This window comes from Qipengyuania algicida, assembly GCF_009828025.1.
Classification (GTDB): Bacteria; Pseudomonadota; Alphaproteobacteria; order Sphingomonadales; family Sphingomonadaceae; genus Qipengyuania; species Qipengyuania algicida.
The window spans coordinates 133,275-156,731 of sequence record NZ_WTYA01000001.1 but is presented as its reverse complement, the minus strand read 5'-3'; the positions used below and the strand labels follow the sequence as shown (position 1 = coordinate 156,731).

Genomic DNA, 23,457 nt, shown 5'->3' with positions numbered 1-23,457 from the left:
GAGGCTGGCACAATGCTCGATTTCCCCACCTGGAAGAAGGCGTGGCTGTGGTTTTTGGTGGCGATCGCCGCACTGGCTGCGGTCCCCTCGCTGGTCAGTATAGCCGGTGTCGGCTGGCCCGCCCATCTGCCTGATCCCGAGGTCAATCTCGGCCTCGATCTGGCGGGCGGCAGTCACATCCTGCTGGAAGCCGACCCTAACCAGGTCGCCACCCAGCGGATCGATTCGATGGCCGAATCGGTGCGCAATGCGATGCGCGAGGCGAGCCCGCGTATCCAGATCGGCGATATCTCGACCCGTGGCGGCCAGTTGAGCTTTATGGTCGCCAATCCGGTCGACCTTGATCGCGCGCGCGAACTGTTGCTCCCGCTGGTCAATGGCACCGGGATGACCCGCGAATGGTCGCTGTCGGTGGTCGATGAAACGCGCTTTGTGCTCAAGCCGACGCAGGCCGCGCTCGACAAGGCGGTATCCGATGCGATGGACACTGCGGTCGAGGTGGTGCGCAAGCGCATCGACGCTCTCGGTACGCGCGAGCCGACGATCATCCGCGAAGGCGATACCCGCATCGTGGTGCAGGTGCCGGGCCTGCAGGATCCGACGCAGCTCAAGAAGCTGCTCGGACAGACTGCGAAACTCGAATTCAAACTGGTCGACACGACGGCGCTACCGAGCGACATCGCCAAGGGCATCGCCCCTCCGGGGGATGAGATCGTGCCCTTCGTTGAGGGTGCACAAGGTCAGGGCAGCGCGATCGCGGTCAAGCGGCTGGGCGGAATTCGCGGTGACAACCTCACCAACGCGCAAGCCGGGGTCAATCCGCAGACCAATGAGAATATCGTCAACATCCAGTTCAACCAGCAGGGCGGCAAACGCTTCGCCGATCTGACCACGCAAAACGTCAACAAGCCTTTCGCCATTATCCTCGACGGCAAGGTGCTGTCGGCTCCGAACATCAACGAGCCCATTCTTGGTGGCTCGGCGCAGATTTCCGGATCGTTTACCGCAGAAAGCGCCAACAGCCTCGCTATCGCCTTGCGCTCGGGCGCTTTGCCCGTCGATCTGAAGGTGATCGAGGAACGCACTGTCGGTGCAACGCTCGGTGCGGATTCGATCCATCGCGGCCTCGTCGCCATGGGGATCGGCACCGGCCTGGTTCTGCTGTTCATGGTGGCGACCTATGGCCGGTTCGGAGTCTACGCGGATTGCGCGCTGGTGCTCAACGCGCTGATGATTCTTGGCATCATGGCGATTATGAACACCACTCTGACTTTGCCCGGTATCGCCGGCTTCGTGCTGACCATCGGTGCCGCGGTCGATGCCAACGTGCTGATCAACGAACGCATCCGCGAGGAGCGCAAGCGTGGTCGCCGCGTCATGCAGGCGGTCGAGTTCGGCTACAAGGAAGCGAGCCGCGCGATTTACGACGCCAACATCACCAACGTGATTGCCGCTTTGCTGCTGTTCCTGTTCGGTCAGGGGCCGGTCAAGGGCTTTGCCGTCGTGCTCGTCATCGGGGTGATCACCTCGATGTTCACTGCCGTTACCATCACCCGCATGTGGGTCGCCGGATGGCTGCGCAAGACGCGCCCGAGCGATCTGCGTATCTAGGGGCGGGGAGGAAATATCATGCGCTTGCTAAAAATGGTCCCCGACGACACCAACATCCACTTCCTGAAGTGGCGGCTGCCGTTCTTCATCGTCAGCGCGCTGCTGATCGCGGCGAGCTGGGCACTGGTGCTGACCCAGGGCTTCAATTTCGGCGTCGATTTTGCCGGTGGCGTGGAAATCCAGGCGACTTTCACCCAGAGCAAACAGGCCCCGGTGGCCGAATTGCGCAAGGAAGTCCGCAGCCTTGGCTTTGGCGATCCGGTGATCCAGCGTTTCGGCGCGGATAACCAGGTCTCGATCCGCATGAGCTTGCCCAAGAATATCAAGGGCGACGATGCGGCGGACAAGATGGCAGATCAGGTGGTGAACAGCCTGCGCGCCAAATTCCCCGATTTCCACCGCGACTACAAGGGATCGGTTTCGGGCAAGGTGTCCAGCGAGCTGTTCTCCAAGGGGCTTTACTCGCTGCTCTTCGCCATGATCGCGATTTCGATCTACATCTGGGTGCGGTTTGAATGGCAGTTCGGTGTGGGCGCTTTGCTGGCGCTGTTCCACGACGTCTCATTGACGTTGGGAATGTTCGCGCTGACGCAGATGGAATTCGACCTCAACATCGTCGCCGCGATCCTGACGATCATCGGCTATTCGCTCAACGATACCATCGTCGTGTACGACCGCATCCGCGAGAATTTGAAGAAATATCGCAAGATGCCGCTGCCCGAGCTGCTCGACCTGTCGGTCAACGAGACGCTGGCCCGCACGGTGATGACGTCCGCCACCATGCTGATCGCGCTGATCCCGCTGCTGCTGTTCGGCCCGCCGAGCCTGTTCGGTCTGACGGCTGCCATCACGTTGGGCATTTTCGTCGGTACCTACAGCTCGATCTACATGGCGGCGCCGCTGCTGGTGTGGTTCGGTGTGACCTCGCACAGCTTTGTCCCTACCGAGACCGCGGCAGAGCGGCAGGACCGGATCGCTCGCGGGGAGGCTTGAAGGTAACGGCGGGGAAGTATTGTCGTGACTGGCCAGACGGGGACAGGTGGCAAATGCCAAACCGACCCCGCTCTGCGCTGAAGCCTTTCAGAGACGCGAGCTCTTGATGCAATTTGCGCACAGCGCATATGGCCTTTCATGACCAGCTATCATTCGTACCAGCCAGCCGACGGGCATCGCCTCGCGCATGACCCGCTCAACGCCATTGTCGCACCTCGACCGATCGGATGGATATCGACCACCGCGACGGACGGTTCGCGCAATCTGGCGCCCTATAGTTTCTTCAACCTGATCAACTACAGCCCGCCTCTGGTCGCCTTCTCGTCGACCGGGTGGAAGGATTCGGTCGCCAATGTGGAGGCCACAGGGGAATTCGTCTGGAATCTTGCCACCATGCCTCAGGCCGAGGCGATGAACGTTACCTCGGCGAGCGTCGATTCCTCTGTCGACGAATTCGAGCTTGCCGGTCTCGGCAGCGTGCCATCGTCACTTGTGAAGCCCGACCGCGTTGCAGGGAGCCCGGTCCAATTCGAGTGCCGCCTGACGCAGCTTATCAGGCTCACCACTAAGGAAGGGCGCGAGCTGGACCAATGGTTGGTGATCGGCGAAGCCGTTGCGATCCATATCGATACCGGCATGATCGAAGCCGGGGTCTACCAGACGGCACTGGCACATCCGATAATGCGCGGCGGCGGGCCGGCAGACTACTTCGAAATCACCCCGGATCGCCTGTTCAAGATGAAACGGCCCGGCTGAAACCTTGCATCAGTCCGCCATCACGACGCGCTAGAGCCGCTGAACCAGCATTTCCGCGACTGCGATCCATAATCATTGACCTGAATCGCCAATGGCGACAGGAACAGTTTCTCTGCATTGTTTGCAGAGGATTGAATTGTAGGGGGAATAATGAAGAAGATACTTGTGGTCGCCGCTGCTTTTGCGGCCCTTTCCGGCTGCGCGTCGACTGGGAAGGTGCTCTCGAAAGAGCCGACGGAGGTCTACCATTCGGACCATTCTGTCTCGGCTGTTGCATTCTGCTTGGCGAATAGGAACAACGTTCCGGTTCTTGATCGTCCGGATGGCTCTAAGGTTGTCCTGCTCAAAAATGGATACGGCGGTGTTTCGCTGGCGTTTTCCATCTATCCCGAAGGAGAGGGAAGCCGCATTGAATACCGCAGGCAGTTCGGGACCATTGGAGGCCAATGGAAGAAATGCGTTGGTCTTGAACCTTGGAAAGATGATTTCTGATCTGATCCATCGCATCAATCAATTATATGCAACAAGCCATTTTTAACCGGCTTTCCGAGCAATGATGCGACTTAACAACTACTTTTGGGCGAGCTGGATTGCAGATGAATGGCTCCCCATTTTCTGGATTTCTGGCTGGTAGCAATAGTCAGGATCGGCAGCATCAAAGCCGCCGCACCAGCATTTCTGCGACTGCGATCCATGGCGGATTGTCGATCACTTGCTGCTTTTCGCCATGGCCGGGAGGGAGGATGCCGACGAGGTTTTCGCGGCGATCGATAAGGCGACCGAAGGCGAAGCGACCGGCTTTGCGCGGGACCAGCACGTCGCGATTGATGGCACGGGCGGTGTCTTCCGGGGGCAGCTGACGTAGCCACAACTGGTCGCCGGGGCGGTATTCGCCGTGGGGATAATCCACTTGCAACACCACCAGCGCACCTTCGCCGCCAAGCGCAGTAGGAGGCAAGGCGTCGCGCGGGCTGGCCAGCGCTTCGGGGCCGGTTGCCTGCAATGCGGCGACGATCTGCGGATGTTCGCGGTCCTCGCCGCGCACCAGCATTTCGGGATCAACCCCAAGCGCCGCGCCGATCCGCTCCATCCATTTGAGCGAGAGATTGCGCATCCCGGTCTCGAGCCGCCCGACGGTTTGTGCGGTGGTTGGTGGGACGCAGGCTTCGGCAAGCTCGGCAAGGGTCATGCCCTTGTCCTTACGAATTGTCCGGATACGGTTGATCATTCGCGCCCTCACTAACCGATTTGGTTTATCCGCTTTCCTACATCGACCACGCTTTTGCAAGAGTGCGGGGAAGGAGAAACGCCATGAAACAGCATCTGGTCGAACGCGAACTGACGGTGGAGGGGCCACGACGGGGCGGTAGCGTGACAGGCAAGCGACGCACGGTGACGATCAACCTTGGCGAATCGCCGCTGAGCTGGCTCAACGCGCGCGGGCATCTGAACGACCGCCTCTACCATGCGGGCGAAAGGCTGCGGGCGGATTACGAACGCGCGCAGCTGGCACCTTCGGTCACGATGCGGTGGGACCCGGTGCGCATCAACGGCGGGCCGGATGCCGGACTATCGCCCAGCGAGCGGCAGATTGCGGCCAAGGCGCGCTTCGATGGCGCCATGACGTCAGCAGGCAGTGGGTTGTCCGATATATTGTGGCGGGTTGCCTGCGCGGGCGAGGGTCTTCCGGACGCCGAAAAGGCGCTCGAATGGCCCGCGCGCTCAAGCAAGCTGGTGCTGCGCCTTGCGCTCGAACGGGTGGCCGATTTCTACCGCATCGTCTGAGAGCACATTTTTGCTTCAGGACCGTGTTCCATGTGTTCCAGATTTTTGGAGATGGCGAAGGGAGGTGCCTACATCCGCTCCGCAACGCGCTGGCGCAGTTCGGGCAGCACTTCGGCTTCGAACCAGGGGTTTTTGCGCATCCAGCCCACGCTGCGCCAGGCGGGGTGGGGCAGGGGAAAGACGCTTGGCAGGAAGTCGCGGTAGTGGCGTATTCTTTCGGTCATCGACAGCTTGGCGGCGTCGGGCAGGTAATGCGCCTGCGCGTAGCTGCCGACCAGCAGAGTCAGCCGGTCTTGCGGCAGCAGCTCGAAAATCCGCTGGTGCCACAGGGCTGCGCATTCACGGCGAGGCGGTTTGTCCCCGCCGCTGGCTTTGCCGGGATAGCAGAACCCCATCGGTACCAGCGCGACCTTGGCCGGGTCGTACATCTGATCGCGGCTCAGCCCGGTCCACTCGCGCAGCCGGTCCCCGCTGGCATCGTCCCACGGGATGCCGCTGGCGTGGACTTTCGATCCGGGAGCCTGTCCGACGATCAGCAGCCGCGCCGTAGAAGAGAAGCTGACCACCGGGCGCACGCCATGCGGCAGGTGCTCGGCGCAAACGCGGCAGGCAGAAATCTCTTCAGCGAGCCGTTCGCTCACCCCTCGACCATCTCGGCCAGCTCCAGCCAGCGCTCCTCCGCCGCGTCCTTCTCGGCCCGCGCATTTACGAGTCCCTTGGTGAGATTGGTGAATTTCTGCGGGTCGCGGGTGAACAGTTCGGGGTCGGACAGCATCTGCTCGCCGCGCGCAATCGCTGCGTCCAGTTCCTCGATCCGGGAGGGGAGGAGGTCGTAATCGCGCTGGTCCCTGAAGCTGAGCTTGGTTGCCTTGGGCGCGGAAGGCGGCGGGGTGGGCGCGGGGGCGGCGGCCTTCTCGCTGCGCTGCTTGCGTTCGACCGGGGCGCGACGCTTGGCCACCCAATCCTCATAACCGCCCGCGACCACATCGACCCGGCCCGATCCGTCGAGTCCCAGCGTCAGCGTGACCGTGCGGTCAAGGAAGTCGCGGTCATGGCTGACGATCAGCACCGTGCCCTCGTAATCGGCGATGACCTCCTGCAGCAGGTCGAGCGTTTCGAGGTCGAGGTCGTTGGTCGGCTCGTCGAGCACCAGCAGGTTCGAAGCCTTGGCGAATTCGCGTGCCAGCAGCAGGCGGCTCTTTTCGCCGCCCGACAGGATGCCAACCTTGGTATCGACGAAACCCGGATCGAACAGGAACTCCTTGAGATACCCTTGCACATGCTTGCGTACCCCGCGCACGTCGATCCAGTCGCCGCCTTCCGCAAGCACCTGCCGCACGGTCTTGTCGGGGGCCATCAGGCGGCGCTGCTGATCGATCATCACGCCGGTCAGCGTCTTTGCGATCTCCACCGTGCCGCTGTCGGGCGCAAGCTCGCCGGTGAGCATCTTGAGCAGCGTGGTCTTGCCCGCGCCATTGGCACCGACGATGCCGATTCGGTCGCCGCGCTGGATGCGCAGGGAGAACGGCTTGATGATCGTCCGGTCGCCGTAAGCCTTGGTGACGTTCTCCGCGACGATCACCGACTTGGACTTGAAATCCTCCTCGGTTGCGAGCTTCAGCTTCGCCGTGCCTGCGCCTGCAATCATGGACGCGCGCTGAGCACGCATTTGCCACAGCTTTTCGAGCCGACCCTGATTGCGCTTGCGCCGCGCGGTGACGCCGCGTTCGAGCCAATGTGCCTCGATCTTGAGCTTGGCGTCGAGCTTTTCGGCGGCGCGTGCCTCCTCGGCATAGACCTGCTCTTCCCAGGCTTCATAGCCACCAAAGCCGACTTCCTTGCGCCTCAGCGCGCCGCGGTCGAGCCACAAGGTTGCGCGCGTCAGCCGCTTGAGGAAAGTCCGGTCGTGGCTGATGACGATGAACGCGCCCTTGTAGCGTTCGAGCCAGCCTTCCAGCCATTCGATCGCAGCCAGATCGAGGTGGTTGGTCGGCTCATCCATCAACAGCAGGTCGGGCTCTTGCGCCATCGCGCGGGCGATTGCTGCGCGGCGGCGCTCGCCGCCGCTCGCGCCTTCGACACCGCGGGACATATCGATGCCAAGCTGTCCGGCGATCGCCTCGACCGCGTGCTGTTCGGGCGCGTGCTCGCCTGCCAGCGCCCAGTTCATCAGCGTGTCGAAGCCGGAGAGATCAGGGTCCTGCTCGAGCACGACGATACGCGTACCCGGCTTGACCTTGCGCAAGCCGCGATCGGCCTCGATCCGATTGTCGATCAATCTGAACAGCGTCGTCTTGCCTGCACCGTTGCGGCCGATCAGCGCCAATCGGTCGCGCGGGGCGATATGCAGGTCGAGGCCGCCAGTCTCCGGTGCGCCGAACAGCCAGCGACCGCCTTGCTGAAGGCCGAGCCCTTCCCAGGAAAGAATTGGAGGTTGTGCCATGGGCCGCGCGAGTTAGGCTTTCCTGAAGCCCGGAACAAGCGGGTTCATGCTTGCGTAAAGCTGCTGCGTAGACAAGCACGTATCTTTGAGGAGGATTTTTCGATGAAGACAGCTCTCTTGCCCGCAGTTGCCACGATGGCACTCGCAATCCCGGCAGTCTCACCCGCAATGGCAGGCGATATCCAATTGCAGGCGCAGGGACCGCTGGTAGAGCTTTCGGTGACCGAGACGGTCAAGGCCAAGCCCGATATCGTGGATGTCAGCGCCGGTGTAACATCGCAGGCTCCCACCGCGGTTGCCGCGATGCAGAAGAATGCACAGGCCATGGATGCGGTGATCAAGAAGATCAAGGCGCTGGGCATCGCCAGCGACGATATCCAGACCAGCGGCATCAATCTCAATGCCCAATACGATTATGACCGCACGAACCAGCGTCAGGTCTTCAAGGGCTATCAGGCATCCAACCGCGTCAGCGTAACGCTGCGCAAGGTGCCGGAGACGGGCAAGGTCCTCGATGCTCTGGTTGCCGCCGGGGCGACCGATATCAATGGTCCGAATTTCTCGATCGACGATGACACCGCACCACGCAATCAGGCGCGCAAGGCAGCCTTTGCGAAGGCCAAGGCTCAGGCTGAGGAATATGCGAGCTGGGCGGGTTATACCGGCGTTCGCCTGATGCAGGTGAGCGAATCGGTGAGTGGCGCGCGTCCCATGCCCATGATGCGGATGAAGATGGTCGCAGCGGAAGCGGCCCCCGCACCGCCAACTCCGGTCGAACCGGGGCTTGTAGGAACTTCGGTGACGGTCAATGTGACGTACGAAATGACGAGATGACGACGCTTGTTTGCCTGAACCGGTGTCGCGAGCAATATTCAGTCGGTGTTCAATGGTTTGCTGGCAAGAGACCGATATGACCCGCTCGCGAGCCTTTTACCGCCTTCTTGCAGTGCCCATTTTGATCGGCGCGACCATTGCCGTGCCATCCGCTGCGCAGCAGCAGCGCAGCGATCAGGGGCAGGCTCGCAAGGAATTGCGCGCAGGCAACATCCTGAATTCGCGAGAAATCGAGGCGCGGATCCTGCCGATGATGGGCAATGCCGAATATCTCGGTTTCGCCTATGATCCTACCGCCATGGCCTATCGCCTGAAATTCATCCGCAACGGCCATGTGCTGTTCGTGGATGTCGATGCGCGGACTGGTAGAATTATCCAGCGGAGCTGGTGAGGGAAACCAGCCAGTGCATTGACGCGTTGTGGTGATAGGCCCAATTCAACGGTCTGCAATTTTTGAGGGATAGAACCTTTCATGCGCATTTTGATCGTCGAGGATGAACCGACACTCGGCAAGCAGCTCAAAACCACACTGGAGCAGAGCGGCTACGCGGTCGATCTGTCGGTCGATGGCGAGGATGGGCATTTTCTCGGCAGCACGGAAGATTACGACGCCGTGATCCTCGATCTTGGTCTCCCTGAGATCGACGGTCTGAGCGTGCTGGGTATGTGGCGGCGGGAAGGGCGGACCTTCCCGGTGCTGGTACTGACAGCGCGTGACAGCTGGTCGGACAAGGTGGCCGGGCTCGATGCGGGTGCCGACGACTACCTTGCCAAGCCGTTCCAGACCGAAGAGCTGATCGCGCGTTTGCGCGCACTGATCCGTCGCGCTTCGGGCAATACGAGCAGTGAACTGACCGCAGGCGACGTGCGCCTCGACACGCGATCCGGTCGCGTCACCCTGGCCGGCGAACCAGTCAAGCTGACGGCCCAGGAATACAAGCTGTTGAGCTATCTGATGCACCACAAGGGCAAGGTCGTCAGCCGTACCGAACTGATCGAGCACATTTACGATCAGGATTTCGATCGCGATTCGAACACGATCGAGGTTTTTGTAACGCGTATCCGCAAGAAGCTGGGTGCGGAAATCATCACGACGATCCGTGGACTTGGCTACAGTCTCGACGACCCCGCCGACGCTCCGCGCGCCTGATCGCAGCGTTCCGGACGCTGGCGATGCGCCGAACGGCGCTTTGCTAGGCGAGGGCGCTGTGCCAGAGCAGGCAGGGTCCGCACCTGTGCGAGAACGGCGCAAGAGCAGCCTCGCAGGACGGATGATGGCGATTGCCGCTGGCTGGATCCTGATCCTGTTGCTGGCAGGCGGCTTTGCGCTGGATCGGACCCTGACGCGGCTGGTCGAGGAGAATTTCGACAACCAGTTGAATTACATGCTGACCGCCATGATCGCCTCGGCGGAAGTCGATGACAATGGCGATGTCTATTTCAACCGGCCACTGGGCGACCAGCGCTTTCTTGAGCCGAATTCGGGACTATACTGGCAGATCAGCGGCAAAGGCCATGATGACTGGCCAAGCCGGAGCCTGTGGGACCGCTCGCTGAAATTGCGCACCGACCATCTCGACGACAAGACGCATATCTACAACTCGAACCAGTTTGCCGATGAGCCGCTGAGGATAGCGGAACGGTCGGTCTATTTACCCGGCAGCAAGACCAAATGGTGGTTCGTCGTTGCTTCCAGTCGAGAGGAGGTCGATCTCCAGATCCGGCGGATCAGGTCGATTTTGGCCTGGAGTTTCGCGGTCCTCGGTCTGGGGCTGTTTGCAATGGCCTTTGTCCAGAACTGGATTGGCCTTGGACCTTTGCGTCGCGTTCGCGCGGCCATTCAGGATTTGCGAACGACGGGAGCAAACCGGATTAACGAACCCCTGCCGCTCGAGGTCCAACCGCTGGTGGACGAGGTCAACGCGCTGCTCGCCCATTCGCAATTGCAGGCGGAAGAGGCGCGCACCCATGCTGGCAATCTCGCCCATGCACTCAAGACTCCGCTGACCGTGTTGACCAACGCGGCGACTGCCCAGGCTCCCGACCTCGCCGATACGGTCATACGCGAATCGCGTACGATGAAGCGCCACGTCGATCACCATCTAGCGCGCGCTCGTGCAGTGGGGCGTCGTGCGGTTGGGCACGCGCACACGTCGGTGTGCGAGAGTGCTCGCGCGGTTCGGCGTGCGGTTGAGCGGCTATATCCCGACACGCGGTTTGACATCGCAGGGAGCGACACAGCGCGCGTTTCGATCGAGCGTCAGGACCTTGACGAATTGCTTGGCAATCTGATCGAGAACGCCGCCAAATATGGCGGCGGAAGCGTATTCGTGACGATCGATGCGGAAGCCGGTTCGAAAAACTGCGTGATCTGGGTTGAAGACGACGGGCACGGCATCCCCGAGACCGAGCGCGAACGCATTTTTGATCGCGGTGCGCGACTGGATACCGGCAAGCCCGGAACGGGACTCGGCCTTGCGATCGTGCGCGACGTTATAGAAATCTACGGCGGATCCGTCAGTCTGGGCGAAAGCGAGGATCTTGGTGGTCTCTTGGTAAAGCTTATCCTGCCTAGGAGTGATTAACTCAGACAAAAGAAAAGGGCCGAAAATCGGCCCTTTTCAAATGCAGGATTAAGATAATCAGGCGCTTACTGGATTGTTGTTGTTGCTACCGCTTGAAACCGCAATGCCAATCGTGAGGGCTGCGAGGGCAAACAAAACGCCCACAGTCGCTCCCGAACCAATCGAGTTTTCACCTGAAATCGGCGCAGCGGCCCGGTCGGCAGCAATTGCCTGACCGGCTACTGGCATGGTTGCGAGGGCCAATGCAGTCCCGGCAAGTGCAATCTTTCCAATTTTCATAATATGCGTCCCTTTTCCCTGACAGAGTAATCTACATGAGCGAGAATTCGACGAACCTCAAGCTATGCAAGGATCTTTTTGGTAGAAATCGCCTGATACCTTAATTCCGCAATTCTTATTCGGACTGTCTTGCGGTTTCATGATGGCGAATGACTTCATCGATGACGAAGCGCAGGAATTTCTCGCCGAATTCCGGATCAAGGTCGGATTCGGCCGCCAATTGTCGCAGGCGGGTGATCTGCTCTTCCTCACGCTTTGGATCGGCCGGAGGCAGGTCGGTCCTGGCCTTGTATTCACCCACTGCCTTGGTGATGCGGAAGCGCTCCGCGAGGATATGGATCAGCGCTGCGTCGATATTGTCGATGCTGCGTCTGAAGCCAAGCAGAGTTTTATCCTGAACACGGATTGTCGGTTCGGAATCGGGCGAAGCGAATGGGGCGTCAGAGATCATTGCAACAGGCTAGCAATGTTTGCGGCCTTGCCAAGTATCAGCGCGGAGGCCATTTGAGGCGCACAATGACCGCCGAAATTATTCCTCTGCCGCGCAAGGACGCACCCGAACCGTCGCTCGATGCCATGCTCGCTCTTACGGCGACCGGCATGAATGCTGTCAACACGGTGATCCTCGATCGGATGCAAAGCCAGATCCCGCTGATTCCTGCGCTTGCCGGGCATCTGATTTCGGGTGGCGGAAAACGCCTGCGGCCTATGCTTACTCTCGCCGGTGCCGAACTGGTCGGGTACAATGGCGCGCGCCACTACAAGCTGGCTGCCGCTGTCGAGTTCATTCACACCGCCACCTTGCTGCACGACGATGTCGTCGATGGCAGCGATTTACGGCGCGGAAAGGCAGCTGCGAACATCATTTTCGGTAATCCCGCGACTGTGCTGGTAGGCGATTTCCTGTTCAGCCGGGCGTTCGAGCTGATGGTCGAGGATGGCAGCCTCAAGGTTCTCAAGATACTCAGCAACGCCAGCGCCGTAATTGCCGAGGGCGAGGTCGATCAGCTTACCGCGCAGCGCAAGCTGGAAACGAGCGAGGAGCGTTATCTCCAGATCATTCGCGCGAAGACTGCGGCGTTGTTTGCCGCGGCGACGCGCATCGCGGCGGTGGTGGCGGAATGCGACGATGCCCAGGAGCAGGCGCTCGACGAATATGGCCGTAATCTTGGTGTCGCTTTCCAGTTGGTCGACGATGCGATCGATTACGATTCGGAAGCCGCGGCGATGGGCAAGACGCGCGGAGACGATTTCCGTGAAGGCAAGATGACCTTGCCGGTGATCCTCGCCTATTCGCGCGGCGACGATATGGAGCGCGTCTTTTGGCGCGAGGCTATCGGCGGATTCCGGACGGAAGATTCCGACCTGGAGGAAGCTATCGCCCTCATTCACCGCCACGACGCGGTGAACGACACGCGCGAACGGGCGCGGCACTTTGCGCAACGAGCGATAGATGCGATCTCGATTTTTCCCGATGGCCGCGCAAGACAGGCGATGACCGAGGCGGCGATGTTTGCCGTTTCGCGAGGCTATTGATACTCCATTCGGGCAATCACGCGTCTGGTGCTGATGGCATAACCAGGACCGATCGATGACGGATCTGCCGGTTCTTGCCGTACTGGACGATGTGCTCGCAGCATTGCGAGGTACGGGCGCTGGCGTGCTGATCGCGCCGCCAGGGGCGGGCAAGACCACGGCTGTCGCTCCGGCACTTCTCGATCAGGAATGGTGTTCTGGCACGATACTCCTGACCAGCCCGCGCCGCGTCGCTGCCCGCGCGGCAGCAGAACGGATGGCCGAATTGATCGGGGAAAAGCCGGGTCAGACCGTGGGTTACATGACCCGGCTCGACAGCAAGCTGTCCGCACAGACACGGATCGTGGTGATGACGGAGGCAATCCTCGTCAATCGCCTGCTGGATGATCCCGAACTTTCGGGTATTTCGGCGATCCTCTTCGACGAAGCGCATGAGCGCCATCTCGATAGCGATCTGGCGCTCGCGCTCGCGCTAGAGACCCGAATGGTGCTGCGCGAAGATCTTCGCGTTCTGGTGATGTCGGCCACCATCGATGGCGGGCGGTTCGGGCGCTTGCTGGGCGAAGATGCACCGGTGGTCGAGAGCGTAGGCAAAGCCTATCCGCTTGAGATGCGCTGGCTGGGTTCCTCGCCAGCGGCGCGAACCGAAGACGCAATGTGCCAGGCAATCATGACTGCCTGGCGCGAAACAGATCGCGATATCCTCGCCTTTCTCCCCGGTGTTCGCGAAATCGAGCGCACACGCGAAAGGCTGGTCGACCGCCTGTCTGACGTGCCTATCCTGCCGCTGCATGGGCAAGTCGACCCGGCAGCGCAGCGTGAGGCGATCCGGCTTGACCGGGATGGACGGCGTCGGATCGTGCTTGCCACCTCCATCGCCGAAAGTTCGATCACCCTCGACGGTGTCGGCGTGGTCGTCGACAGCGGCCTCTCGCGCCATGCGGAGTTCGACAAGGCAGCTGGTACGACCCACCTGGTGACGCGTAGGGCAAGCCAGGCATCCGCTGCCCAGCGTGCCGGGCGTGCTGCGCGACAGGGACCGGGGATCGCCTATCGTTTGTGGGAGGAACACGGCCACGCCGGTCGTCCGGCATTTGACGAGCCGGAAATCGTCACTGCCGATCTTGCCGGTCTATCGCTTGCGCTCGCATCTCGTGGGACGGGCGATCCCACCCAGCTCCCGTGGCTCGACTTGCCGCCAGCATCTTCGCTGGATGCAGCGCGTCGCCAGCTGACCAGTCTCGAAGCGCTCGACAGCGCTGGGAAGATTACGGCCTTCGGGAAAGCGATGGCTGCGATGCCTATGGATCCGGCGCAGGCTGCGATGGTGCTGCATGGGTCACGGGCAGGGCAATCGGATCGAGCCGCGCAAATCGCCTTACTGGTTCAGGAGCGCCGACTGGGTGGGGCCGAAGAAGATTTGATCGCACGCTTGCACCGCTGGGATGCCGACCGTGGGTCGCGTGCTGCGGCATCGCGCAAGTTGGCTGCGGGCTGGGCACGGCGTGCAGACAAACTGGTTGCCGAGCAAGCTGCCGAAGTTCGAGGAGATGCGATTTCACCCGCACTCTTCCTGGCACTGGCACGCCCGGATTTCATTGCTCGGCGGCGGCCCAACAGCCAGTCCGAGTGGATTTCTGCGGGCGGCCGAGGGTTTGTAATCGATCCGACTAGCCCGTTGGCGCGAAATGAATGGATCGTGATAGCCGATGCGCAGGGAAGGGCCAGCGGCAGCGTGGTAACATCCGGTGCGGCCTTGGAACGCGACGACATCGAGCGACATCTGGCGCACCGAATCCAGAGCCAGTCTATTCTGCGCTGGAATGCACGCGAAGAGCGTGTCGAGGCGCGGGTTGAACGGCGGCTGGGCGAGATTGTTATTGCCAGCGGGCCTGACCCTTCTCCGAATACGGGCGATATTGTGGATATTCTCGTGGATAAAGCTGTAGAGAAGATGTCCATTGTTTTGCCAGACAATCTTCTGGCGCGTGCTCGATATGCGGAAATCGATGCGCTGACCCCAGAGAAGCTACGCGATACGGCCCGTTTTTGGCTTGCGCCATTTCTGGAAGGAAGGCGCGATATTGGCTTGCCTCAGGGACAAATAGCCGACGCACTCCTTAATTCGCTCGATTGGGAGCAGCGCAAGCGAATGGATAATGCTGCGCCGAAAGAGTTCGTGTCCCCAGCAGGCACTCACCACGCCATCGATTACACCGGCGAAGACGCACCCTGTGTCGAAGTGCGCGTGCAGGCGCTGTTCGGTCTCGATCGCCATCCGAAGGTCGGGTCCACACCGCTGCTGATCAAGCTGACTAGCCCGGCTGGGCGTCCGGTGCAGGCTACGCGCGATCTGCCCGGTTTCTGGCGCGGCAGCTGGGCCGATGTGCGCAAGGAGATGAAGGGGCGCTATCCCAAGCACCGCTGGCCAGAGGAGCCATGGACCGAGCGACCCAGCCTGAAAACAAAGAACGCCTTTTCACGCGAGGCGAGCTGAATTAGGGGGATCGGCCATGGCAGCACGAATCTATCAAAAGCCCAAGAACGCGATGCAGTCGGGCAAGGCCGGGACTGGTGACTGGGTTCTGGAGTTCGAACAGTCCGAAGCGCGTCGGGCCGATCCGCTCATGGGCTGGACCGGAAGTGGCGATACGCAGGCGCAGGTGAGGCTCACCTTCCCCACGAAGGACGAAGCAAAAGCCTATGCGGATAAATACGGCATCGCCGCCCGAATCCATGCAACGCCGCCCAAGTCGCTCAAATTACAGGCTTACGCGGATAATTTTCGCTGAGTTGATTTTTTAGCCCGAGACCGCCATATGCCCTTCCGGGAGTCGGTCGGGCGCTTGCGTCCGCCAACCTGGTCAGGTCCGGAAGGAAGCAGCCACAACGGGTTGCGGCGGGTCGGCCGGCTCCTTTTTCATGTTTTTCGGATATCAGCTGCCAGCGGTTGCGCCTCGCATTCGCTGGCGAGCTTCATTGCGAGAGCCGGTGGCGGGAATAACGCCAGCAACTTTGCCCAAGCCCCAGTCCGGCATATTCCCATAGATCGTCTCGTAGCCATTCGCGGGAACGAGATAAGTCTCGTGGAAGATTCCCACCGAACCATCCGATCCGATCGCTTTGTTGAATGCCAGCCATGCGGGCCAGTGCTTCTGCTCGCGGTCGCGGGCGTAGGTTTCGAGGCTGTCGAAATCGCGCCAATATTGCACCAGTAGTACGGTGCGAAAGCCCTGCCGGAGAGTTTCCGCGCCCAGAAAGCCGCTGTCCGGGCGGCTCGCCAATTCCTCGATCATAGGTCCCATTGCGCGCGCAACCGGCACCCATTTACCGAATTGGAACAGGCGATTGACTCGCATTCCGATGATGAAGACCACCAGCGGGTCGGTGAAATCGGCGGTGAACCTTCCGTCGCGAACTTGCATCTTCGATATCCCTCCCGAGCATCAGACTCCCGCGCCCAGCGCCAAGTTTATCACATCTTCGCCGTCCGGCACGCATGACAATCGGGCTTGCTTCACCTACCTAATGCCCATGGGCGATTCACCGGACAACCCTGAAGGTCTGCCATGGGCGGATGACGACAAGGATCAGGCTGTCGAGCCTCGCCCGACCTCTGCCGAACTGGAGGCGGAAGGGCAGTCCAGTATGTTTGGCGGGCCTGCCGAGACGCCCACGCCCGAGGTGACGGAAACACCTATCGAAAGGCTCGGCACGCCCTCGCAATCGCCGGCGGCTTCTGGCGCTCTGCCACCCGATACCGGGCAGCCTTATCGCGTACTGGCACGCAAATATCGCCCGCAGACCTTTGCAGAACTGATCGGTCAGGAACCGATGGTGCGCACGCTCGCCAACGCAATCAAGCGCGATCGGCTGGCCCACGCCTTCCTGATGACCGGGGTGCGCGGGGTTGGAAAGACATCGACGGCGCGGCTGATCGCCAAGGCGCTCAATTGTATCGGTCCCGATGGCAATGGCGGGCCGACGATCGATCCTTGCGGCGTGTGCGAACCGTGCCGGGCGATCGCCGAGGGCCGCCATATCGACGTGATCGAGATGGATGCCGCCAGCCATACCGGCGTCGATGATGTGCGTGAGATCATCGAGGCGGTGCGCTATGCCGCTGTGTCGGCGCGCTACAAGATTTATATCATCGACGAAGTGCACATGTTGTCGCGCAACGCGTTCAACGCCTTGCTCAAGACGCTGGAAGAACCGCCCGCGCATGTAAAGTTCCTGTTCGCCACGACCGAGGTCGACAAGCTGCCGGTGACGGTTCTGAGCCGCACGCAGCGTTTCGACCTGCGGCGTATTCCTGCCGAACAACTCGCCAGCCACTTTGCGGAAATTTGCGAAAAAGAAGGGGTCGAAGTCGAGGACGAGGCGCTCGCCATAGTTGCATCGGCCGCGGAAGGATCGGTGCGCGACGGGTTGTCGATCCTCGACCAGGCGATTGCACATGCGGATCTCGATGCGGAAGGCGAGGGCGGCCACCCGCTTGTGACCGCCTCCCGGTTGCGCGACATGCTCGGGCTGGCCGACAAGGGTGCGCAGCGGCGGCTGCTCGAGCAATTGCTCGACGGCGATTCTGCCGCCTTGCTCAAGGCGATTGACGATCAATATGCGCTAGGCGTCGAACCTTTGGCCCTGATGCGTAGTGTAATGGATCTCGTCCATCGCGTAACGGTTGCACAGGTTAGTGGAGGCGATGCCGACGCTCCGTCCACGGAAGAACGCGATGCGCTGACGAATTTGGCGCAGCGGCTGTCGGCTGGACAATTGCATCGTCTGTGGCAGTTGCTGCTCAAGGGCCATGACGAGGTGCGTTTGGCGCCCGACCCGCTGGCGGCATTGCAAATGGCGCTGCTTCGTGCCTTGCACGCTGCCGATATGCCCGATCCGGGAAAATTGGCGAAACGGATCGAAGAGCTGGCAACAGTCATCCCTGCTACTGGCACTGTGCCGGGTTCTTCGGGATCACCGGAAACGGCTCTGGCTGGCCCTGTCGCAAACAAGCCTGCGGTGGCGTGGGAAGCGCTTGTGGAGCAGGTCGAGGAGGCTGGGCAGCATCTTGCGGCGAGCATCATGCGGTTGCAGGTTCGCCCGGTGACGGTCGAGCCGGAACTGCTGCGCTTCAGTCGCTCGGCGGAGTATACCGATGCCATCGAACCCGTGCTGCGCGATGCCCTGTTCTCTGTGACTGGCAAGCGCTGGATCATCGAGCAGGTTACCGACGCGCAAGAACGCTATTCGCTGGCAGAGCGCGAGGAAATCGCCCAGCGCAATGCCGAAGAGGAAAGCCGTAGCCATCCGTTGGCGATGGCCGCGCTGGCGGCATTCCCCGATGCCGAGTGGGTTGAACCAGGCGGCGGCCCCGGTGCCGCGGCGACGAAACAATGGAGACGAAACGCATGAAGTCGATGGAAGAAATGATCGCCGCTGCCCAGCAGGCTGCCGAAACGATCCAGAAGCAGATGGGTGAAACGCAGGCCAAGCTCGATACGATCGAGGTTGAGGGCAGTGCCGGGGGTGGGCTGGTCAAGGTCCGGGCAACGGCACGCGGGCGTATTCTCGGTGTTTCGATCGAAGAAAGCATGATGAAACCGGAAGAAAAACAGATCGTTGAAGATCTCGTTGCCGCCGCATTCAACGACGCGCGCGACAAAGCTGACCGCAAATCTGCAGAAGAGATGGAAAAAGTTCAGGGGGGACTAGGGTTACCCCCGGGTCTTGACTTGCCGGGGTTTGGATGATCGAAGCTTTTTTGATATAAAAAACACGGGTCCGTTTAGGATTATTATGGCTTCGAAATATTCTTTACATGATTCTGAACGTCGCCAGGAAGAGCGACGCAATCTACTCTTTGCGACCACCGGTGCAGCTGAGAATGGCGAAGAAGGGCCTGTTCTGGTGCGGGATATCTCCTCGCAGGGGATATTGGTCGAAACCGATGAAGCACTGCCGCTGGGTACGGCGCTCGAACTCGAATTGCCCGGCGCGGGGCGGGTAAGTGCTAGGGTCATCTGGCAGGGTGAGAAGCTTGCCGGGTGCCGACTCGAAGGCACCGTTTCGCAGGACACTATCGATGCCGTGCGGGAAAGTGGCGCGGCTGCCCATGCGCGGAGCGAAGAAACGCCCAGCGAACCGAGGGCAAGCGCGGCTTCGAGTCTCGCCCGCAGGTTGAAGCAATTGCGTCTCGATCGCGATCTCACGCGTGCGGAGCTGGCGGAGAAATCGGGCATCAGCACACCCAGTATCTGGGCATGGGAAACGGGCCGCACAGTTCCGCGCCTGCAAAGTCTCGAGATATTGGCCAAGGGGCTGGGTGTTCCTGTCACCGAACTGCAGATCGGCGGCTCGCCCGGGATGCTCGAATCGATTGGTGGAATGGTCGAGAGTAACGAGGACGGTATGGATTTGCGTTCCATCCGGCTTGCGGAGCTGGTTGAGGCAAGCAAGATTCAGATCGCCATGCTGGCCGGTACCACGCCGGATCGCGTCGCGATTTCCATTACCTTGTGAACGATTCGCAGCTGCCTGGGCGCGAGTGGTCAGCGACCGGGAAAGCTGCCCTGCCGTTCAGGCAATGAGTTCCGACGAAGAGTGGGAGCCTTCCACAGGCTAGGGCCTTTGCGGCATTGCGGCATAGCCGGGCAGTTCCCATATCTGTGTCCACACAAGACGTGGCGCTTCACCGCGCAATGATCGGACGGAATACACATGGACAACAGCTTTCCCCTTCTCCCCCTGCGCGACATCGTGGTTTACCCCGGAATGGTGGTCCCACTCTTCGTGGGCAGGGCGCCTTCGGTTGCTGCACTCGAGGCGGCGATGGAAGGCGGCAAGGAAATCTTCCTGCTGACCCAACTCGATCCGTCGTGCGATCGTCCGGGTGAAGAGGACCTCTACGATTTAGGCGTCGTGGCGCAAATCCTGCAAATGCTGAAGCTGCCCGATGGCACGGTGCGGGTGATGGTGGAGGGGACCAAGCGGGCCAAGCTGGAAGAATTGGTCGAGGCGAGCGGTCATGTGATCGCACGCGTCACCTATCCGCAGGAGCAAACTGCCGCCGGCAGCGAGGTTACCGCCATGATGCGGCAGGTGGTCGAGCATTTCACGGAATATACCAAGCTCAAGAAGAGCGGCAGCGAAGAAAACGATGAAGCGCTCAAGCAGATCGATGACGCCGCAGAACTGGCCGATACGATCGCTGCGGCAATCACCATCGGCGTTGCCGACAAGCAGGCCGTGCTGGCCGAGCCCAACCCGCTGCGGCGGCTCGAAATGGTGCTGTCCTTCATGGAAGGCGAGCTTTCCGTGCTTCAGGTCGAGCGCAAGATTCGCGGGCGGGTCAAGCGCCAGATGGAGAAGAACCAGCGCGAATATTATCTCAACGAACAGATGAAGGCGATCCAGAGCGAACTCGGCGGTGACGACGAAGATGGCAATGAAATCGCCGAACTGACCGAGAAGATCGGGAAGACCAAGCTCAGCAAGGAAGCGCGCGCCAAGGCGGAAACCGAGCTCAAGAAGCTCAAGGCGATGCAACCGATGAGCGCCGAAGCGACGGTGATCCGCAATTATCTCGACGTATTGCTCGGCTTGCCATGGGGCAAGAAGAGCAAGCTCAAGAAGGATCTGGGCAAGGCTCAGGACGTGCTCGACGCCGATCACTTCGCGCTCGAGAAGGTCAAGGATCGGATCGTCGAATATCTTGCCGTTCAGGCGCGCACCAACAAGCTCAAAGGGCCGATCCTCTGCCTCGTCGGACCTCCGGGTGTGGGCAAGACCAGCCTCGGCAAGTCGATAGCTCGTGCAACGGGTCGTGAATTCGTGCGCCAAAGCCTTGGCGGGGTGCGAGACGAAGCGGAAATCCGCGGTCACCGGCGGACCTATATCGGCTCGCTGCCGGGCAAGATCGTCACCAATCTGCGCAAGGCGGGCAAATCGAACCCGCTGTTCCTGCTCGACGAGATCGACAAGCTGGGGCAGGATTTTCGCGGCGATCCCGCATCGGCGCTGCTCGAAGTGCTCGACCCCGAACAGAACGCGCGCTTCCAGGATCATTATCTGGAGATCGACATCGATCTTTCGGATGTGATGTTCGTGTGCACCGCGAACAGCCTCAACCTGCCGCAACCTTTGCTGGATCGGATGGAGATCATCCGCCTCGAAGGCTACACAGAGGACGAGAAGGTCGAGATTGCGACCCGCCACCTGCTGCCCAAGCAGATCGAACAGCATGGCCTGAAGGACAGCGAATTCGAGCTGACCGAACCGGGACTGCGCGACCTCATCCGCTATTTCACGCGCGAGGCCGGCGTGCGCACATTGGAGCGTGAGATCGCGCGACTTGCGCGCAAGTCGCTGCGGCGTATCCTCGAAGGCGAGGCTGAAAGCGTGACGATCACGCCTGAGAACCTCGCTGACTTCGCCGGAGTGCGCAAATTCAAGCATGGCATGGGCGAAGACGAAGCCCAGATCGGCGCAGTTACCGGTCTTGCATGGACCGAAGTCGGCGGCGAGCTGCTGACGATCGAAAGCGTGACCACGCTGGGCAAGGGTGAAATCAAGACCACTGGCAAGCTCGGCGAAGTGATGAACGAAAGCGTTGCCGCCGCCTTCAGCTTCGTGAAGGCGCGTGCACCTGCTTACGGGATCAAGCCGTCGATCTTCCGGGCGCGCAACATTCATATTCACTTGCCTGAGGGCGCGGTTCCCAAGGATGGGCCGAGCGCGGGCGTGGGCATGGTGACGTCCATCGTATCGACGCTGACCGGCATTCCGGTTCGTCCCGATGTTGCGATGACCGGTGAAGTGACCCTGCGTGGCCGGGTGCTGCCGATCGGCGGGCTCAAGGAAAAGCTGCTTGCGGCCCTGCGCGGTGGAATCACCACCGTGCTGATCCCGGATGACAATGTGAAAGATCTGGCCGAGATACCTGCCAATGTGAAAGAGGCGCTGATGATTATCCCGGTCAACCATGTCGATGAAGTGCTCGAACAGGCGCTGACCTCGCTGCCCGAACCGATCGAATGGAATGAGGCGGACGATTTGTCGAGCCAGCCGGGAGCGGCGCAGGGGTCGTCCTCGACGGGAATCGTAGCGCACTGAGAATCGGCTACGGATGATTGCCGTAGGGCGGGTCCAAACCGCAATTTCGCTACGGAATTAGGCTCTGAGAGTCACCCATTTCTGTGCGTGGGCTGGATTTGCGTCCGATTGTGCGGCTTTTTGGGCCGGAATTCGCAAATCCCGCCCATTTGGCTTTGACATGGCGTGGAAAAGTCGGTCAATTCGCGCGCTTGAACGCCGTGAGTCACGCGCAGTTGAAACCAAACAGACTATAAGGGGGCTTCCCAGATGAACAAGAATGACCTGATCGGTGCCGTTGCAGACGCTAGCGGCCTTTCGAAGAACGATGCCGCGAATGCCGTCGAAGGCGTTTTCGACTCGATCTCGAATGCGCTGAAGCGTGGCGATGAAGTGCGCCTGGTCGGTTTCGGTACGTTTTCGGTCGCCAAGCGCAAGGCTTCCACCGGTCGCAATCCGCGTACCGGCGAGCCTATGCAGATCAAGGCTTCGAACCAGCCGAAGTTCAAGGCCGGCAAGGGCCTGAAGGACGCCGTCAACTAATTGACAATTCCGGGCGCTTGGCCGCCCAACCGGTCGATTGCGAACGCCGCGCCGCCAGCAGGTAGCGCGGCGTTCGTCGCATCCGGGCGTTTTTGTCAGTCTTGGCTTATGCGTTGTTACGCGCGCGCACCGCATAGAGCGCGATTGCGGCGGCATTGGAGACATTGAGGCTCTCGATCGCCTCGCCTATCGGCAGCCGAGCGAGGGCATCGCAATGGCCCCCGATATTGTGCCGCATTCCCGGCCCCTCGGCGCCCAGCACCAGTGCGACCGGACCGGCGGGTAGCGCGTCGGCGAGCGTATCCTGCGCTTCGCCAGCCAGCCCGATCCGCCAGTAACCGGCCTCAGCTATCTCTTCCAGCGCGCGGGCTAGGTTGACCACCTTGACCCATGGCAGGACTTCCAGCGCGCCACTCGCCGCCTTGGCAAGCACACCGCCTTCGGTCGGCGAATGGCGATCCTGCGTGACCAGCGCCGCAGCACCAAATGCCGCGGCCGACCGCATGATCGCTCCGACGTTATGCGGATCGGTCACCTGGTCGAGCACGACCAGCGGCCCGTCGGCGCGAGCATCCATAACCTCGTCCAAGAACAGGTCGTCGAGCGGTGCGCATTCGAGCACCAGCCCCTGATGCGGGGCATCGCGCGATACCAGTCGGTCGAGATCTGGATTGTCTGCGTATTCGACCGGAAAATCAGGCGGCAGTTCCCCATCGAGCCCGGCGATCGCCTCGCGCGTGGCCCACAACTTGCGATGGCTGCGGTCGGGGTTCTTGAGTGCCGCTTCGACCGCGTGGCGACCCCACAGGCGGACCTGCCCGGTACTGGCGCGACCGCTGCCGCGCCCGCCCTGCATCCGCCCGGCGCGGCCACGAAGGGCGCGTTTGCGGCCCGATTTTGCCATCCTTGTTCTCCAGAATTACTATTGGTGGCGGCTCCTGCCAGTCCGGCCATTGACAGGCAAGCGCTGCTTCGCCAAAGGGGCGCCTCTCGGCGGGT

At 61.1% G+C, this 23,457-nt stretch carries 24 protein-coding genes and 1 other RNA gene; 18 read left to right on the top strand and 7 right to left on the bottom strand.

What is annotated here, in order from left to right:
• Positions 1–12 precede the first annotated feature (12 nt).
• The 4 genes from secD (at position 13) to GRI58_RS15495 (ending at position 3,852) form a co-directional block, all read left to right on the top strand.
• A complete protein-coding gene (secD, locus tag GRI58_RS00815; RefSeq protein ID WP_160751658.1) occupies positions 13–1,611 on the top strand; it encodes a protein translocase subunit SecD in 1,599 nt (532 codons plus the stop codon).
• An 18-nt stretch (positions 1,612–1,629) separates the two neighbouring features.
• Positions 1,630–2,604: a protein translocase subunit SecF gene (gene secF, locus GRI58_RS00810; protein WP_160751657.1), complete on the top strand. Its 975-nt coding sequence runs from the start codon at positions 1,630–1,632 to the stop codon at positions 2,602–2,604.
• 138 nt (positions 2,605–2,742) lie between these two features.
• A complete protein-coding gene (locus tag GRI58_RS00805) occupies positions 2,743–3,360 on the top strand; it encodes a flavin reductase family protein (RefSeq protein WP_160751656.1) in 618 nt (205 codons plus the stop codon).
• Positions 3,361–3,510: 150 nt separating this feature from the next.
• Positions 3,511–3,852 carry a hypothetical protein gene (locus GRI58_RS15495; RefSeq protein ID WP_237451995.1) on the top strand — a complete coding sequence of 114 codons (342 nt, stop codon included), beginning with the start codon at positions 3,511–3,513 and terminating at the stop codon, positions 3,850–3,852.
• A 163-nt stretch (positions 3,853–4,015) separates the two neighbouring features.
• Here the strand turns inward: GRI58_RS15495 and GRI58_RS00795 are convergent, their stop codons facing one another.
• Complete coding sequence (locus tag GRI58_RS00795; RefSeq protein WP_160751655.1) at positions 4,016–4,588, bottom strand: helix-turn-helix domain-containing protein; 573 nt, start codon at positions 4,586–4,588, stop codon at positions 4,016–4,018.
• A gap of 83 nt (positions 4,589–4,671) precedes the next feature.
• On the opposite strand from GRI58_RS00795, the gene GRI58_RS00790 reads away from it, so the two are divergent.
• Positions 4,672–5,145, top strand: coding sequence for a DUF6456 domain-containing protein (locus GRI58_RS00790; RefSeq protein ID WP_160751654.1), 474 nt, complete (start codon positions 4,672–4,674; stop codon positions 5,143–5,145).
• A 68-nt stretch (positions 5,146–5,213) separates the two neighbouring features.
• Here the strand turns inward: GRI58_RS00790 and GRI58_RS00785 are convergent, their stop codons facing one another.
• On the bottom strand, positions 5,214–5,786 hold the full coding sequence (locus tag GRI58_RS00785; RefSeq protein WP_337190855.1) for a uracil-DNA glycosylase family protein: 573 nt from the start codon (positions 5,784–5,786) through the stop codon (positions 5,214–5,216).
• On the bottom strand, positions 5,783–7,588 hold the full coding sequence (locus GRI58_RS00780) for an ABC-F family ATP-binding cassette domain-containing protein (protein ID WP_160751653.1): 1,806 nt from the start codon (positions 7,586–7,588) through the stop codon (positions 5,783–5,785). The genes GRI58_RS00785 and GRI58_RS00780 overlap by 4 nt, the downstream gene beginning before the upstream one ends.
• A gap of 102 nt (positions 7,589–7,690) precedes the next feature.
• Between GRI58_RS00780 and GRI58_RS00775 the strand changes: the two genes are divergently transcribed.
• The 4 genes from GRI58_RS00775 (at position 7,691) to GRI58_RS00760 (ending at position 11,007) form a co-directional block, all read left to right on the top strand.
• A complete protein-coding gene (locus GRI58_RS00775) occupies positions 7,691–8,422 on the top strand; it encodes an SIMPL domain-containing protein (RefSeq protein WP_160751652.1) in 732 nt (243 codons plus the stop codon).
• 76 nt (positions 8,423–8,498) lie between these two features.
• The gene (locus GRI58_RS00770; protein ID WP_160751651.1) at positions 8,499–8,813 is read left to right on the top strand and encodes a PepSY domain-containing protein; all 315 of its coding nucleotides are present in this window, start codon (positions 8,499–8,501) and stop codon (positions 8,811–8,813) included.
• A gap of 81 nt (positions 8,814–8,894) precedes the next feature.
• Positions 8,895–9,572, top strand: a complete 678-nt coding sequence (locus tag GRI58_RS00765; RefSeq protein ID WP_160751650.1) for a response regulator transcription factor — start codon at positions 8,895–8,897, stop codon at positions 9,570–9,572.
• Positions 9,523–11,007, top strand: a complete 1,485-nt coding sequence (locus GRI58_RS00760; protein WP_419957007.1) for a sensor histidine kinase — start codon at positions 9,523–9,525, stop codon at positions 11,005–11,007. The genes GRI58_RS00765 and GRI58_RS00760 overlap by 50 nt, the downstream gene beginning before the upstream one ends.
• 57 nt (positions 11,008–11,064) lie before the next feature.
• Here the strand turns inward: GRI58_RS00760 and GRI58_RS00755 are convergent, their stop codons facing one another.
• A complete protein-coding gene (locus GRI58_RS00755; RefSeq protein ID WP_160751649.1) occupies positions 11,065–11,286 on the bottom strand; it encodes a hypothetical protein in 222 nt (73 codons plus the stop codon).
• Between the two features lie 115 nt (positions 11,287–11,401).
• Positions 11,402–11,737: a chorismate mutase gene (locus GRI58_RS00750; RefSeq protein WP_160751648.1), complete on the bottom strand. Its 336-nt coding sequence runs from the start codon at positions 11,735–11,737 to the stop codon at positions 11,402–11,404.
• Between the two features lie 65 nt (positions 11,738–11,802).
• Here GRI58_RS00750 and GRI58_RS00745 point away from each other — a divergent pair, with 65 nt between their 5' ends.
• The 4 genes from GRI58_RS00745 to ffs all read left to right on the top strand — a co-directional run bounded on the left by GRI58_RS00745 (position 11,803) and on the right by ffs (position 15,745).
• Positions 11,803–12,822 (top strand): polyprenyl synthetase family protein, encoded by a 1,020-nt coding sequence (locus GRI58_RS00745; protein WP_160751647.1) that lies wholly within the window; start codon positions 11,803–11,805, stop codon positions 12,820–12,822.
• Between the two features lie 55 nt (positions 12,823–12,877).
• Positions 12,878–15,319: an ATP-dependent helicase HrpB gene (hrpB, locus tag GRI58_RS00740; protein WP_160751646.1), complete on the top strand. Its 2,442-nt coding sequence runs from the start codon at positions 12,878–12,880 to the stop codon at positions 15,317–15,319.
• A 16-nt stretch (positions 15,320–15,335) separates the two neighbouring features.
• A complete protein-coding gene (locus tag GRI58_RS00735) occupies positions 15,336–15,614 on the top strand; it encodes an ETC complex I subunit (RefSeq protein ID WP_160751645.1) in 279 nt (92 codons plus the stop codon).
• A 34-nt stretch (positions 15,615–15,648) separates the two neighbouring features.
• An RNA gene (gene ffs / locus GRI58_RS00730) (signal recognition particle sRNA small type) lies at positions 15,649–15,745 on the top strand.
• A gap of 13 nt (positions 15,746–15,758) precedes the next feature.
• Here ffs and GRI58_RS00725 read toward each other — a convergent pair.
• Positions 15,759–16,247, bottom strand: a complete 489-nt coding sequence (locus GRI58_RS00725) for a DUF4188 domain-containing protein (protein WP_160751644.1) — start codon at positions 16,245–16,247, stop codon at positions 15,759–15,761.
• A gap of 109 nt (positions 16,248–16,356) precedes the next feature.
• Between GRI58_RS00725 and GRI58_RS00720 the strand changes: the two genes are divergently transcribed.
• From GRI58_RS00720 to GRI58_RS00700, 5 genes are all read left to right on the top strand, one after another.
• Positions 16,357–18,237 (top strand): DNA polymerase III subunit gamma/tau, encoded by a 1,881-nt coding sequence (locus tag GRI58_RS00720; RefSeq protein ID WP_160751643.1) that lies wholly within the window; start codon positions 16,357–16,359, stop codon positions 18,235–18,237.
• Positions 18,234–18,575 (top strand): YbaB/EbfC family nucleoid-associated protein, encoded by a 342-nt coding sequence (locus GRI58_RS00715; protein WP_160751960.1) that lies wholly within the window; start codon positions 18,234–18,236, stop codon positions 18,573–18,575. The genes GRI58_RS00720 and GRI58_RS00715 overlap by 4 nt, the downstream gene beginning before the upstream one ends.
• 46 nt (positions 18,576–18,621) lie before the next feature.
• Complete coding sequence (locus GRI58_RS00710; RefSeq protein WP_160751642.1) at positions 18,622–19,344, top strand: helix-turn-helix domain-containing protein; 723 nt, start codon at positions 18,622–18,624, stop codon at positions 19,342–19,344.
• Between the two features lie 198 nt (positions 19,345–19,542).
• Positions 19,543–21,936, top strand: coding sequence for an endopeptidase La (gene lon, locus GRI58_RS00705; RefSeq protein WP_160751641.1), 2,394 nt, complete (start codon positions 19,543–19,545; stop codon positions 21,934–21,936).
• A gap of 249 nt (positions 21,937–22,185) precedes the next feature.
• Positions 22,186–22,458 (top strand): HU family DNA-binding protein, encoded by a 273-nt coding sequence (locus GRI58_RS00700; RefSeq protein WP_160751640.1) that lies wholly within the window; start codon positions 22,186–22,188, stop codon positions 22,456–22,458.
• A gap of 106 nt (positions 22,459–22,564) precedes the next feature.
• Here GRI58_RS00700 and rlmB read toward each other — a convergent pair whose 3' ends face one another.
• A complete protein-coding gene (rlmB, locus tag GRI58_RS00695; protein ID WP_160751639.1) occupies positions 22,565–23,362 on the bottom strand; it encodes a 23S rRNA (guanosine(2251)-2'-O)-methyltransferase RlmB in 798 nt (265 codons plus the stop codon).
• Positions 23,363–23,457: the final 95 nt, after the last annotated feature.

Excerpts from the sequence above, each read along its gene's own strand:
- GRI58_RS00710 (WP_160751642.1), top strand. The coding sequence starts at position 18,622 with ATGGCTTCGAAATATTCTTTACATGATTCTGAACGTCGCCAGGAAGAG.
- GRI58_RS00770 (WP_160751651.1), top strand. The coding sequence starts at position 8,499 with ATGACCCGCTCGCGAGCCTTTTACCGCCTTCTTGCAGTGCCCATTTTG.
- secD (WP_160751658.1), top strand. The coding sequence starts at position 13 with ATGCTCGATTTCCCCACCTGGAAGAAGGCGTGGCTGTGGTTTTTGGTG.
- lon (WP_160751641.1), top strand. The coding sequence starts at position 19,543 with ATGGACAACAGCTTTCCCCTTCTCCCCCTGCGCGACATCGTGGTTTAC.
- GRI58_RS00755 (WP_160751649.1), bottom strand. The coding sequence starts at position 11,286 with ATGAAAATTGGAAAGATTGCACTTGCCGGGACTGCATTGGCCCTCGCA.
- GRI58_RS00700 (WP_160751640.1), top strand. The coding sequence starts at position 22,186 with ATGAACAAGAATGACCTGATCGGTGCCGTTGCAGACGCTAGCGGCCTT.
- GRI58_RS00725 (WP_160751644.1), bottom strand. The coding sequence starts at position 16,247 with ATGCAAGTTCGCGACGGAAGGTTCACCGCCGATTTCACCGACCCGCTG.
- GRI58_RS00780 (WP_160751653.1), bottom strand. The coding sequence starts at position 7,588 with ATGGCACAACCTCCAATTCTTTCCTGGGAAGGGCTCGGCCTTCAGCAA.
- GRI58_RS00775 (WP_160751652.1), top strand. The coding sequence starts at position 7,691 with ATGAAGACAGCTCTCTTGCCCGCAGTTGCCACGATGGCACTCGCAATC.
- GRI58_RS00735 (WP_160751645.1), top strand. The coding sequence starts at position 15,336 with ATGGCAGCACGAATCTATCAAAAGCCCAAGAACGCGATGCAGTCGGGC.
- GRI58_RS00745 (WP_160751647.1), top strand. The coding sequence starts at position 11,803 with ATGACCGCCGAAATTATTCCTCTGCCGCGCAAGGACGCACCCGAACCG.
- GRI58_RS00750 (WP_160751648.1), bottom strand. The coding sequence starts at position 11,737 with ATGATCTCTGACGCCCCATTCGCTTCGCCCGATTCCGAACCGACAATC.
- secF (WP_160751657.1), top strand. The coding sequence starts at position 1,630 with ATGCGCTTGCTAAAAATGGTCCCCGACGACACCAACATCCACTTCCTG.
- GRI58_RS00765 (WP_160751650.1), top strand. The coding sequence starts at position 8,895 with ATGCGCATTTTGATCGTCGAGGATGAACCGACACTCGGCAAGCAGCTC.
- GRI58_RS00795 (WP_160751655.1), bottom strand. The coding sequence starts at position 4,588 with ATGATCAACCGTATCCGGACAATTCGTAAGGACAAGGGCATGACCCTT.
- GRI58_RS00715 (WP_160751960.1), top strand. The coding sequence starts at position 18,234 with ATGAAGTCGATGGAAGAAATGATCGCCGCTGCCCAGCAGGCTGCCGAA.
- GRI58_RS00720 (WP_160751643.1), top strand. The coding sequence starts at position 16,357 with ATGGGCGATTCACCGGACAACCCTGAAGGTCTGCCATGGGCGGATGAC.
- GRI58_RS15495 (WP_237451995.1), top strand. The coding sequence starts at position 3,511 with ATGAAGAAGATACTTGTGGTCGCCGCTGCTTTTGCGGCCCTTTCCGGC.
- GRI58_RS00805 (WP_160751656.1), top strand. The coding sequence starts at position 2,743 with ATGACCAGCTATCATTCGTACCAGCCAGCCGACGGGCATCGCCTCGCG.
- rlmB (WP_160751639.1), bottom strand. The coding sequence starts at position 23,362 with ATGGCAAAATCGGGCCGCAAACGCGCCCTTCGTGGCCGCGCCGGGCGG.
- GRI58_RS00790 (WP_160751654.1), top strand. The coding sequence starts at position 4,672 with ATGAAACAGCATCTGGTCGAACGCGAACTGACGGTGGAGGGGCCACGA.
- hrpB (WP_160751646.1), top strand. The coding sequence starts at position 12,878 with ATGACGGATCTGCCGGTTCTTGCCGTACTGGACGATGTGCTCGCAGCA.